This is a genomic window from Sphingomonas sp. NPDC079357, from assembly GCF_044901155.1.
Taxonomy (GTDB): domain Bacteria; phylum Pseudomonadota; class Alphaproteobacteria; order Sphingomonadales; family Sphingomonadaceae; genus Sphingomonas.
The window spans coordinates 14,939-26,758 of record NZ_JBJDOM010000009.1; the positions used below are offsets into that span (position 1 = coordinate 14,939).

The 11,820-nt window shown below is 68.6% G+C and carries 10 protein-coding genes; 9 read left to right on the plus strand and 1 reads right to left on the minus strand.

What is annotated here, in order from left to right; genetic code table 11:
* Nucleotides 1-6 precede the first annotated feature (6 nt).
* The 8 genes from ACI2JO_RS17960 (at nt 7) to ACI2JO_RS17995 (ending at nt 9,504) form a co-directional block, all read left to right on the plus strand.
* Nucleotides 7-3,195 carry an efflux RND transporter permease subunit gene (locus ACI2JO_RS17960; RefSeq protein ID WP_404721974.1) on the plus strand — a complete coding sequence of 1,063 codons (3,189 nt, stop codon included), beginning with the start codon at nt 7-9 and terminating at the stop codon, nt 3,193-3,195.
* A 61-nt stretch (nt 3,196-3,256) separates the two neighbouring features.
* A complete protein-coding gene (locus ACI2JO_RS17965; RefSeq protein ID WP_404722051.1) occupies nt 3,257-4,744 on the plus strand; it encodes an efflux transporter outer membrane subunit in 1,488 nt (495 codons plus the stop codon).
* 66 nt (nt 4,745-4,810) lie between these two features.
* Nucleotides 4,811-5,068 (plus strand): hypothetical protein, encoded by a 258-nt coding sequence (locus ACI2JO_RS17970; RefSeq protein ID WP_159760504.1) that lies wholly within the window; start codon nt 4,811-4,813, stop codon nt 5,066-5,068.
* 428 nt (nt 5,069-5,496) lie between these two features.
* Nucleotides 5,497-7,422: a heme lyase CcmF/NrfE family subunit gene (locus ACI2JO_RS17975; protein ID WP_404721975.1), complete on the plus strand. Its 1,926-nt coding sequence runs from the start codon at nt 5,497-5,499 to the stop codon at nt 7,420-7,422.
* Nucleotides 7,419-7,946, plus strand: coding sequence for a DsbE family thiol:disulfide interchange protein (locus tag ACI2JO_RS17980; RefSeq protein ID WP_404721976.1), 528 nt, complete (start codon nt 7,419-7,421; stop codon nt 7,944-7,946). Before ACI2JO_RS17975 ends, ACI2JO_RS17980 begins: the two co-directional genes overlap by 4 nt.
* Nucleotides 7,943-8,347 (plus strand): cytochrome c-type biogenesis protein, encoded by a 405-nt coding sequence (locus tag ACI2JO_RS17985; RefSeq protein ID WP_404721977.1) that lies wholly within the window; start codon nt 7,943-7,945, stop codon nt 8,345-8,347. Before ACI2JO_RS17980 ends, ACI2JO_RS17985 begins: the two co-directional genes overlap by 4 nt.
* Before the next feature lie 53 nt (nt 8,348-8,400).
* Nucleotides 8,401-8,874: a DUF1440 domain-containing protein gene (locus ACI2JO_RS17990; protein WP_404721978.1), complete on the plus strand. Its 474-nt coding sequence runs from the start codon at nt 8,401-8,403 to the stop codon at nt 8,872-8,874.
* Nucleotides 8,875-8,919: 45 nt separating this feature from the next.
* On the plus strand, nt 8,920-9,504 hold the full coding sequence (locus tag ACI2JO_RS17995) for an STN domain-containing protein (RefSeq protein ID WP_404721979.1): 585 nt from the start codon (nt 8,920-8,922) through the stop codon (nt 9,502-9,504).
* Between the two features lie 37 nt (nt 9,505-9,541).
* Here ACI2JO_RS17995 and ACI2JO_RS18000 read toward each other — a convergent pair whose 3' ends face one another.
* Nucleotides 9,542-9,715: a hypothetical protein gene (locus ACI2JO_RS18000; RefSeq protein WP_404721980.1), complete on the minus strand. Its 174-nt coding sequence runs from the start codon at nt 9,713-9,715 to the stop codon at nt 9,542-9,544.
* A gap of 133 nt (nt 9,716-9,848) precedes the next feature.
* On the opposite strand from ACI2JO_RS18000, the gene ACI2JO_RS18005 reads away from it, so the two are divergent.
* Nucleotides 9,849-11,813: an autotransporter assembly complex family protein gene (locus ACI2JO_RS18005; protein ID WP_404721981.1), complete on the plus strand. Its 1,965-nt coding sequence runs from the start codon at nt 9,849-9,851 to the stop codon at nt 11,811-11,813.
* The last annotated feature ends 7 nt before the right edge of the window (nt 11,814-11,820 follow it).

An 11,820-nucleotide genomic window follows, 5' to 3' on the forward strand; every position in this document is an offset into this window, starting at 1 on the left:
CCCCGCATGTCGCGCTTTTTCATCGACCGGCCCATCTTCGCATGGGTCATCGCCATGGTGCTCATGCTGGCGGGGATCATCGCGATCCGCAGCCTGCCGATCGCCCAGTTCCCCGAGATCGCGCCCCCGGCGGTCGCGATCGCCGCCACCTATCCGGGCGCCGACGCCGAAACGCTCGAGCGCACCACCACGCAGATCATCGAGCAGCAGCTCCGCGGCATCGACAACCTGCGCTATTTCTCCTCATCCTCCTCGTCGGCAGGCGTGGTCACGATCACGCTGACCTTCGAGCAGGGCACCGATCCTGACATCGCGCAAGTGCAGGTCCAGAACAAGTTGCAGGCGGCGACCCCGCTGCTGCCGCAGGAAGTCCAGCGACAGGGCATTCAGGTGACCAAGTCGGCGGCCAGCTTCCTGGCGGTCGTCGGGCTCGTCTCCACCGATGGCTCGCACAGCAACAACGACTTGGCCGACATGGTCGTGTCGAAGTTCCAGGACCCGATCAGCCGCATCAACGGCGTCGGCGAGTTGCAGGTGTTCGGCTCGCAATATGCGATGCGCATCTGGCTCGATCCGCTCAAGCTCAACAATTACGCGCTGACCGTCGCCGACGTGACCTCGGCGGTGCAGGCGCAGAACGCGCAGGTTTCCGCCGGGCAGATCGGCGCGCAGCCCGCGCCCAAGGAGCAGATGCTCAACGCGACCGTCTCGGTGCAGTCGCGGCTGCAGACGCCTGAGCAATTCGGCAACATCCGGCTCAAGACGGGGACGGACGGCTCGGTGGTCCGGCTGCGCGACGTCGCGCGGATCGAGATCGGCGCCGAGAATTACGGCTTCGACGTGCAATATAACGGCAAGCCGGCGTCGGGCTTCGGCGTCCGGCTGGCGGCGGGGGCCAACGCGCTCGATACCGTCGATCTGCTCAAGGCGCGTGTGGCGGAGATCGGCAAGACGCTGCCACCCGACGTGAAGGTCATCTACCCTTACGACATCACGCCGTTCGTGCGGCTGTCGGTGGAGCAGGTGATCCACACGCTGATCGAGGCGGTGGTGCTCGTCTTCCTCGTGATGTTCCTGTTCCTCCAGAACTGGCGCGCGACGCTGATCCCGACGATCGCGGTGCCGGTCGTGCTGCTCGGCACCTTCGCGGTGATGGCGCTGGCCGGGTACACGATCAACACGCTGACCTTGTTCGGCATGGTGCTGGCGATCGGCCTGCTCGTCGATGACGCGATCGTCGTCGTCGAGAACGTCGAACGCCTGATCGTCACCGAGCATCTCTCCCCGAAGGAAGCCGCGCGCAAGTCGATGGACGAGATCAGCAGCGCGCTGGTCGGCATCGGCCTCGTGCTGTCGGCGGTGTTCCTGCCGATGGCGTTCTTCGGCGGGTCGACCGGCGTGATCTACCGCCAGTTCTCGATCACGATCGTGTCGGCGATGGTGCTGTCGGTGCTGGTCGCGCTGATCCTGACGCCGGCGCTGTGCGCGACAATCCTCAAGCCGCACGATCCGAACAAGCAGGAAGGCAGGGGGCCGCTGGCGCGCTTCTTCCGCTGGTTCAATGACAAGTTCGATCGCGCGCAGCATCGCTACGAGGGCGGGGTGAAGAGCACCGCGCGCCACTGGAAGCGCTCGCTGTTCGTCTATCTGCTGATCGTCGCGGGGATGGCGCTGGTCTTCATCCGGCTGCCCTCGGGCTTCCTGCCGGACGAGGATCAGGGCTTCGTGATCGCGCTGGTGCAGGGCCCGGCGGGCGCGAGCAGCGCCCGCACCGAGAAGGGGCTGGCGCTTACCCGCGACCACTTCCTCAAGGCGGAAGGCAAGAACGTCCAGGGCGTCTTCACGATCAACGGCTTCAGCTTCGCGGGGCAGGGCCAGAACACCGGCCTCGTCTTCGTCAACCTGAAGCCGTGGGAAGACCGGTCGGGCGGCGACAATCGCGCTCAGGCGATCGTCGGCCGCGCGATGGGGGCACTGTCGCAATATAAGGACGGGCTGATCTTCGCATTGATCCCGCCGGCGGTGCAGGAGCTGGGCAATGCGACCGGCTTCGACGTGCAGCTGGTCGATACCGGCGGCATCGGGCACGAAAAGCTGGTGCAGGCGCGCAACATGATGCTCGGCATGGCCGCGCAGGATCCGCGGCTGGCACAGGTCCGTCCGCTGAGCCTCGAGGACGCACCGCAGCTCAAGGTGAAGATCGACGAGGACAAGGCGCGCGCGCTCGGGCTCGATCTGTCGGCGGTCAATTCGACAATCGCGACCGCTTGGGGCGGCGGGTACATCAACGACTTCATCGACCGCGGTCGCGTGAAGCGCGTCTATGTCCAGAACGACGCGCCGTATCGCATGTCGCCCGAGGACGTCGGTGAACTCTACGTCCGCGGCGCGAACGGCCAGATGGCGCCGTTCACTGCCTTCTCGACGCTCGAATGGGCCAATGCCCCCGTGTCGCTGACCCGCTACAACGGGCAGCCGGCGATGCAGCTGCAGGGCTCGCCGGGACCGGGGCAGAGCACCGGTGCCGCGATGGAGGCGTTGCAGGAGATCCATGCGAAGCTGCCCCCGGGCACGACGCTGGAATGGACCGGCCTGTCCTATGAGGAACGGCTGTCGGGCGGGCAGGCGCCGGCGCTTTATGGGCTGTCGCTGCTGATCGTCTTCCTCTGCCTCGCCGCGCTGTACGAAAGCTGGTCGGTGCCGATCTCGGTGCTGCTGGTCGTGCCGCTGGGCATCATCGGGGCGGTGCTGGCCGCATGGCTGACCGGGCTGAACAAGGACATCTACCTGCAGGTCGGGCTCATCACCACGATCGGCGTGTCCGCCAAGAACGCCATCCTGATCGTCGAATTCGCCGAAGAGCGGATCGCCGAGGGGATGAGCGCCTTCGACGCGGCGGTGGAGGCGGCCAAGCTGCGCCTGCGTCCGATCCTGATGACCAGCCTCGCCTTCGTGTTCGGCGTGATGCCGCTCGCGATCTCGACCGGCGCGGGGGCAGGCGGCCAGAATGCGATCGGCCGCGCCGTGGTCGGCGGCATGTTGTCGGCGACGGTGCTGGCGATCTTCTTCGTGCCGATGTTCTTCGTCGTCGTGCTGCGCCTGTTTGGGCATGGCAAGGACGAGAAGACGCCGCACGACGACGCGCCCGCGCATGACGATCATCCCACGGGCGACACCGCCCATCAGGGGGCCTGACGTGAAGACTAGTTCGTTTCTCGCCGCGCTGGCGCTGACCAGCGCGCTCGCCGGGTGCAACATGGCACCCAAATACGAACGCCCGACCGGCGCGGTGCCGCTCGCCCTGCCGGAGGGTGGCGTGTACCCGCGCGCCGCCACCGACGCGCCCGACGTCACGCAGATCGGCTGGCGCGACTTCTTCCTCGACGCGCGGCTGCGGCAGGTGATCGAGACGGCGCTGGCCAACAACCGCGACCTGCGCGTCGCGGCGGCCAACGTCCTCCAGGCGCGCGCGCAATATCGCGTCCAGCGCTCGGCGATCGTCCCGACCACCGGCGTCACCGGCTCGGCGACCTACACCAACAACCTGTTCGGCGCGATTGGGGCGGCGGGCGGTGGCGGTGCTGCCGGCGGCACCGGAACGGGCACTGGGACGGGAACCGGAACCGGTACGGGGACTGGCGGCGGCACGGGCGCGACGGCCGGCGGGGCGGTCGGCGAAAGCTCGTCGAACATCCAGTTCTATTCGGCGAACGTCGGCTTCTCGGCGTTCGAACTCGACCTGTTCGGGCGCGTCCGAAATCTCAACCGTGCCGCGCTCGAACAATATTTCGCGACAGAGGAAGCGCAGCGCAGCGCGCGGATCAGCCTGATCGCCGAGGTGGCGAGCGCGTGGCTGCAACTCGCCGCCGATCAGGAGCAGCTTCGGCTCAGCCGCGAGACGCTCAAGACCTTCGAGGAAACGGTGCGGTTGACCAGCGCACAGTTCCGCATCGGGGTCGCCTCCGAGCTGGAGGCGCGGCAGGCGGAGACCAACTATCAGGCCGCGCGCAACGACATCGCGACGCTGACCGCGCAGGTCGCGCGTGACCAGAATGCGCTCAACCTGCTGGCGGGCACCACCGTCACCGCGGAGCAGCTGCCCGACGCGCTCGGCACCGTCGCCTTCACCCGCGACGCGCTGCCCGGCGACGTATCGTCGGCGGTGCTGCTGCGCCGCCCCGACGTGTTGCAGGCCGAGCATCAGCTGATCGCGCAGAACGCCAATATCGGTGCGGCGCGCGCGGCGTTCTTCCCGCGCATTTCGCTGACCGCGACGATCGGGACGATCTCTTCGGCACTGTCGGGGCTCTTCGGCGGTGGCACGTTCAACTACAACGCCGCCCCGTCGGTGCAGCTGCCGCTGTTCGACGGCGGGCGCAACGCCGGCAACCTCGACTATGCCAAGGCGTCGCGCGAAGCGGCGGTCGCCACCTATGAGAAGGCGATCCAGACCGCCTTCCGCGAGGTCGCCGACGCGCTGGCGCAGCGTGGGACGATCGGCGAGCAGCTGTCGGCGCAGGGCGCGCGCGCCAATGCGGCGTCGGTGGCGGCGCGGCTGTCCGACGCGCGGTACCGCGCCGGGGTCGATTCGTTCCTGACCTCGCTCGATGCGCAGCGTACCGCCTATTCGGCGCAGCAGCAGCTGGTGACGACCCGGCTGACCCAGGCGAACAACCTGATCGAGCTTTACCGCGCGCTGGGCGGTGGTTTGGCAGGCGAGGTGCCGGCGGTGGCCGACCGCTGACACCCTCTTGCGTCCGGCGGTGATCGGCGTACCCTGTCGTGGAAAAACGACGGAGAGGACGAGGCCATGGTCACCCCGGACGCGCATGCAGGCGAAGAAAGCCTGGTGATTCTTCAGTCATTGTTGTGCGTGCTGCGCGAGAAGAACGTGCTGTCGCGCGCGGATGTCGAAACATTGTGCGAGCGGGTCGCGATGCGCGCCTCAGCCGCGGAGCGCGATCCGTTGCCGTGCTGCGCCGAGGCGACCCGCGCCGCCGCGACCGAGATGGCGCGGATCAAGGATTATATCGGCCAGCATTACGGCGGGAAGCACCGGCGGATCTGAGGGTCGTTTCGCCGCCAAGTCCGTCATCCCCGCGGAGGCGGGGATCCAGAACCTCTGACGTGGCGGACCTTGCGAAGGCCTGCGCGTATAGCTTCCCGCCTGCGCGAGAATAACGAGGGAAGCCGTTCGCGTTCTTCGCCCCCGAACTTGGTCCGGGGGACCGCTTCCTCTGCCCGCGCCGAGCTGCATCCAGCAATTCCGTCATTGCGCGCGCAGCGAAGCAATCGAGGGCGTTCTGATCAGGCAATGGATTGCTTCGCTACGCTCACAATGAACGACTGTAGGAGCATCGCCCCCTCTGACTTCCGTGGAAAGCCGGCTCTTGGGAAAGTCCGGGATGACGGTAGATAGACGAAGGCGGCGACCATCTCGACGCGCCCCCGCGAACCGGCGTAAGGCGGGCGGGTGATTCAACCGCATTTTTCCGCATGACCGCCGAAACCGGGCTCGCCGCACTGTGGCTCGCCGCCGCGCTGGCCGCGTTGCAGGTGCTGCTCGGCGTCGTCGCGCTCAGGCGTGACATGCCGCAGGCGGTCGGCGCGATCCGCGCGGTGGCGATCGTGCAGGGCGCGCTCGTGGTGGTGGCGATGGGCGCGTTAATCCGCGCGTTTCTCGATACCGACCTGTCGGTCGCGCTGGTCGCCGCCAACAGCCATTCGATGAAGCCGTGGCTGTACAAATTCGCGGGCGCGTGGGGCAATCACGAAGGCTCGATGCTGCTGTGGGTGACGATCCTCGGCGTCGCTGGCGCAGCGGTCGCGAAGTTCGAGCATCGCCTCGCGCAGCCGACGCTGGTCGCGACGCTCGCCGCACAGGCGGCGATCGCGCTTGGCTTCTACGCCTTCCTGCTGTTCGCCTCCAACCCGTTCGCGCGGCTCAATCCGTCGCCCCCCGATGGCGCGGGGCTCAACCCGCTGCTGCAGGACCCCGGCCTCGCCTTCCACCCGCCGACGCTCTACGCCGGTTATGTCGGTCTGTCGGTCGCTTTCTCCTTCGCGGTCGGGGCACTCGTTACCCGCGACGTCGGGCCGGCGTTCGCGCGCGCGATGCGGCCGTGGGTGCTGGGTGCATGGATCTTCCTGACGCTCGGCATCACCGCCGGCAGCTATTGGGCCTATTATGAGCTGGGCTGGGGCGGCTGGTGGTTCTGGGACCCGGTCGAGAATGCCAGCCTGATGCCGTGGCTCGCCGCGACTGCGCTGCTCCACTCGGTGACGGTGCTCGCCACCCGCGACGGCCTGCGCGCATGGACGGTGATGCTGGCGGTGGTCGCCTTTTCGATGAGCATGATCGGCACCTTCCTGGTCCGCTCGGGCATCCTGACCAGCGTCCACGCCTTTGCGGTCGATCCGCGGCGGGGGAGCTTCATCCTCGTGCTGCTGCTGCTCTATATCGGCGGCGCGCTGGCCTTGTTCGGCGCGCGGGTCGGCACCGTTCGGCAGGGCAAGTTGTTCGAGCCGTTCAGCCGCGAAGGTTCGCTGGTCGCCAACAACCTGCTGCTGACGGTGATCCTCGGCATCGTGCTGATCGGCACCTTCTATCCGATCATCGCCGGCGCGTTCGACGTCCAGCTGTCGGTCGGCCCGCCGTTCTTCGATTCGACCGCCGGGCCGATCGCGTTGCTGCTGGTCGCGGTGATGGCGGTCGGGCCGCTGCTTCGCTGGCGGCGCGACGAGGCCGAGGCGCTGATCCAGCGGTCCTTCCCCGCGATCGCCGCGGCGCTCTTCGCCGGGGTCGGCGTGTTCCTGCTAGGGGGACCGATTGGCGTGCTGCCGCTCGCCGGAGTGGCGCTCGCCGCCGGGCTGGCGGTGGCGAGCGTCGCGCCGCTCGCGAAGCGTAACCTCGCGCGCGCGCCGCTGCACCTGTGGGGCATGGTGATCGCGCATCTCGGGATCGCGGTGTCACTGGCGGGGATGGCGATCAGTACCGCCTATACGCAGGAAACGTTGCTCGCGGTCGGGGTCGGCGATCCGGCACGGATCGCGGGCTATACCGTCCGGCTGGAGGGGGTGCGCCCGCTGGTCAGCGACAATTGGAGCGCGCTCGAAGGGCGGCTGGCGATCACCGACGAGAGCGGTGCGCGCTTCGTGCTGCGCCCGCAGGTCCGCTATTTCACGACCCCGGTGACGACCACCAACGAAAGCGCGATCGCGACGATGTGGAACGGGCAGCTCTATACGGTGCTCGGCGCATTGGGCGACGACGGGCGTTGGCAGTTGCGGTTGTGGTGGAAGCCGTTCGTGACGCTGATCTGGCTGGGCGGGGCGATGATTGCATTCGGCGGCGCGCTGTCGCTGGTCGGGCATCAATACCGGCTGTGGCGGACGCGGCAGCGCGCGGAGGCGTTCGCGTGAAGCGCTGGCTGGTATGGCTGCCGCTCTGCGCGTTCGGCATCATCGTCGCGGTGATCGCCTGGGGGCTGTGGCAGCCCGCCGACCGCACCGTGCGCTCGGCATTGGTCGGACGGCCGCTCCCCGACTTCGTCCTGCCCGCGATCGCCCCCGGCAAGCCCGGTTTGACCAGCGCCGACTTCAAGCAGGGCAGCCCGCGGCTGCTCAACGTGTTCGCGAGCTGGTGCGTGCCGTGCGTCGCCGAGGCGCCGCAATTGCTGACGCTCAAAGCCGCGGGAGTACCGATCGATGCGATTGCGATCAAGGATACGCCCGGCGACGTCTCCGCCTTCCTGCGCCGCAACGGCGACCCCTACGCCCGCGTCGGCGCCGACGCGCACAGCCGCGTCCAGCTCGCGCTGGGCTCGTCGGGGGTGCCCGAGACCTTCGTGGTCGACGGCAAGGGCGTGATCCGCGCGCAGCATGTCGGCGACATCCGCGCCGAGGACGTGCCGCAACTCCTGCAGGCGCTGGCGGACGCGAAATGAGGGCGCTGGCAATCGCCGCATTGCTGCTCGCCGCGCCGCTCGCCGCGCCGCTCGCCGCGCAGACCGCGCTGCCACGCCTCGCCTATACGCAATTGCGCGACCCCGATCAGGAACGACAGGCGCGCGCGCTGATGGAGACGCTGCGCTGCGTCGTCTGTCAGGGGCAGTCGATCGCCGATTCGGACGCCGACATGGCCGGCGAGATGCGCGCGCTGGTGCGGCAACGAATCGCGCGCGGCGAAGCGCCCGAAGCGGTGCGGTCGTGGCTGATCGCGCGCTACGGCGATTATGTCAGCTACGCCCCGCCGCTCCGCGCCGCGACCCTGCCACTGTGGCTCGCGCCTTTGGTGCTGCTCGCGCTCGGCGCATGGCTGGCGCGCGCGACGTTCCGCCGCCGGTGATGCGTCGCCCCGCCTGATCGTGCGTTGAGCCCGCGATGGTTCGGGAGATCGTAATGCGTTCATTGTTCACCACTGCCTTGATCGGCGTCGGCGCCGGCCTCGCCGCCTCGTTCATCATGGACCGCTTCCAAGACGGCGCCGCCCCCGCCTTCGGGATGGATGGCGGCAATGACGACCCGTCAACCGTCAAGGCTGCTGACACGCTCAGCAAGGCGGTCGAGGGCCGCCCGGTCACGCAGAAGCATCGCGAGGCGGCGGGCGCGGCGATGCATTACGCTTTGGGCGCGGCAATCGGCGGCGGCTATGCGCTGGCGGTGCGGCAATGGCCCGATCTGGCGAAGGGCTGGGGCGTGCCGACCGGATTGACCACGATGCTGCTGCTCGACGACGTGCTGGTCCCGGCGGCGGGCTGGGGGCCGTGGCCGGAGGCGGAGGTGCCGGGCAATGCCTATGGCCTCGCCTCGCACCTTGTCTTCGGAATCGCCTTGGAGGGCGTGCGCCGCGCTGGCGAGGCGTTGCCCGGCTGAGTCTCGCGCGCTAACCCATGTTCCTTGTCTCCGGGGGTGTCGTCCATGTTCTCGCCGATCGTCCGTCCGCTCGCCCTGCTGGGCACGGCCTGTGCCCTGCTCGTCGCTTTGCCGGCAACGGCGGAATGTACGCGGGAGAAGCTGCGCGTCGACCTGCCTGCGCAACGGATGGACGAGCGGGTGCAGGCGCTGGCGCATCTGTCGGGCTGCTTCATGGAGGTCGACACCAATTTGCTCGCCGACAAGCAGGCGCGGCGGCTCAAGGGGCGGATGATCCCGCGCGACGCGCTCTATCGTTCGCTGCGCGGCAGCGGGCTGGAGGCGGCGCGCTACAAGGGGCATTGGCGGATCGACCGCCGCCAGCAGGAGCGGTTCGCGCGTCGCGTCGCCACGTTGCGGGCGACCACCGCCGAACAGCGCGAACGCGACGTGATCAGCGGGTTGCGCGCCACCGATGTCGGCCACACGCTGCGGCATGTCGAGAAGGCCGTCCCGCGCGAAGTGAACGAACAGGCGCATCTGAACGTCGCCGACCGCGTCCGCTACAATGAGCAGCTAGACCGGGTAGCACGCAAGATCGGCACGCCGCCTGCGCCGCTGGCATTGGGCTGGGTCGCGCCGGTCAAGTAACAGACCGTCATTCCGAATGTAGCAAAGCAATGACGATTTAACGTTCCCGCTCCCGCCACCAGATCAACACCGCCAGTACGACGCCCGCGGCGATCCCCGCGAGGAACCCGATCGAGGGCTGTCCGGCATAGAGGCCGATCGCGGTGCCACCCAGCGCGCCGATCGCGATGGGAAAGCCGCCGGCGGAGGTGTTGCGCGATGGGGGAGCCATGTCGCGCGCTGTGCCACGGCGGCGCGCCCGACGCCAGCCGCCGCGACAGGCCGGGGCGGTCGCGGGACATGGTTCTGCAATCGTTATGCATTGGCTCTTCTTCTTGGCAAATCGCTCCGCTAGACCGCGAGGCATGTGGCCGGACGTGGGGCGGCACCGCGTGCTGGGTCACGTCGTGTGCGGCGCGATGATTGTAACGGGACCGGCGTTCGCGCAGACCGCGCCCGCGCCGCCGCTGGTCGTGCCGCCTGCGCCGATGAGCGACGTCGATCCCAACGACCAGCTCGCGCCCTTGCCGGATATCGGAGTCGACTGGCCCGACCTTGCGGCGGCCCCCGGTGAGCCGACCGCCGCGACGAGCAACGTCGCCGCCAGCTTCCGCTATGGCTGGCGAATCGACGGCGTCGATGCGGTCGGCGGCACCTTGCTGCAACAGCGCTTCCGCGAATTGTCGGTCCTGGCCGGCGCCGAGGGCAAGGAGGCCAATGCCGCGCAGCTCGATCGCCGCGCGCGGCAGGATGCCGACCTGCTCGTCACCTTGCTCAAGGGCAGCGGCTATTACGATGCCACCGTCACGACGCGGGTCGAGCGCGCGAAGAACCGCCCGGTGGTGGTGCTCGCCGCGACACCGGGGCCGCTCTATCGCTTTACCGGCGTGACGCTCGCCGGGGTCGACGCGGCCGGCACGAAGGAGCCCGCCCTGCGCGATGCCTTCGGGGTAAAGGCGAACGATCCGGTCAACGCCGATGCGATCGCGGCGGCCGAGGCCAATCTGAAGACCCGCATCGGCGAGGAAGGCTTTCCCTTCGCGCAGGTCGGCGACCCGGAGGTGGTGGTCGATCGCGCGACCCAGACCGCGACGCTGGCGATGGAGGTCGCGCCCGGCACCGCGCGGCGCTTCGGCCGGATCACCGTCAATGCCGACAACAAGGTGTTCGACGCCGCGCACGTTCAGGACATTGCGCGTTTCACCCCCGGTCAGGCCTATGAGACCTCGCAGGTCGACGATTTGCGTCGCGCGCTCGTCCAGACCGGACTGGTCTCGACTGCCGAGGTGCGCGCGGTGCCCGGCGCCGATCCGGCGGTGGTCGATGTCGCGGTGCGGCTCGAACCCGCGCCGCCGCGCACCGTGGCGGTCGAGCTTGGCTATGGCACCGGCGAGGGCGCGCGTTCCGAAGTCAGCTGGACGCATCGCAACCTGTTCCCGCCCGAAGGTGCGGTGACGCTGCGCGGCGTGGCGGGGACGCTCGAACAGCTCGGGCAGATCACCTTCCGCCGCAACAACTTCCATGCGCGCGACAGGGTGTTGACCGCGCAGCTCTCCGCCGCGCACCTCCGCCGCGACGCCTTCGACGCGCAGACGATCTCGCTTTCGGCGGCGCTGGAGCGGCAGACCAACATCTTCTTCCAGAAAACCTGGACCTGGTCGCTGGGAGCCGAGCTGGTCGCGACCGACGAGCGTGACGTGATCGCCGCGACCGGCGTCCCGCGTCGTCGCACCTTCCTGATCGGCGCGCTGCCGACCAGCCTCGGCTATGACGGGTCGGACGATCTGCTCAACCCGACGCGCGGCTTCCGCCTTGCCGGGCGGATCAGTCCCGAAGTCTCGTTGCAGGACACCGTCTTCGGTTACACCCGCGTCCAGCTCGACGCGAGCAAGTATCAGCCGGTGACCTCGTCGGTCGTGCTGGCGGGCCGCTTGCGCCTCGGCACGATCCTCGGCGCGCCGCGTGACCAGATCGCGCCGTCGCGGCGCTTCTACGCCGGTGGCGGCGCGTCGGTGCGCGGCTACAGCTTCCAGTCGATCGGGCCGCGTGACGTCAACAACGATCCGATCGGCGGGCGCAGTCTCGCCGAATTCGCGATCGAGGCGCGCGTGAAGGCGTTCGGCAATTTCGGGGTGGTGCCGTTCCTCGATGGCGGCAACATCTACACCGGCGGGCTGCCCGACTTCAGCGGGTTGCGCTACGGCGCCGGGATCGGCGTGCGCTATTACAGCAACTTCGGGCCGATCCGCGTCGATGTCGGCACCCCGATCAACCCGCAGCCGGGCGATACGCGGATCGCGGTCTATGTCTCGCTGGGGCAGGCATTCTGATGCGCGC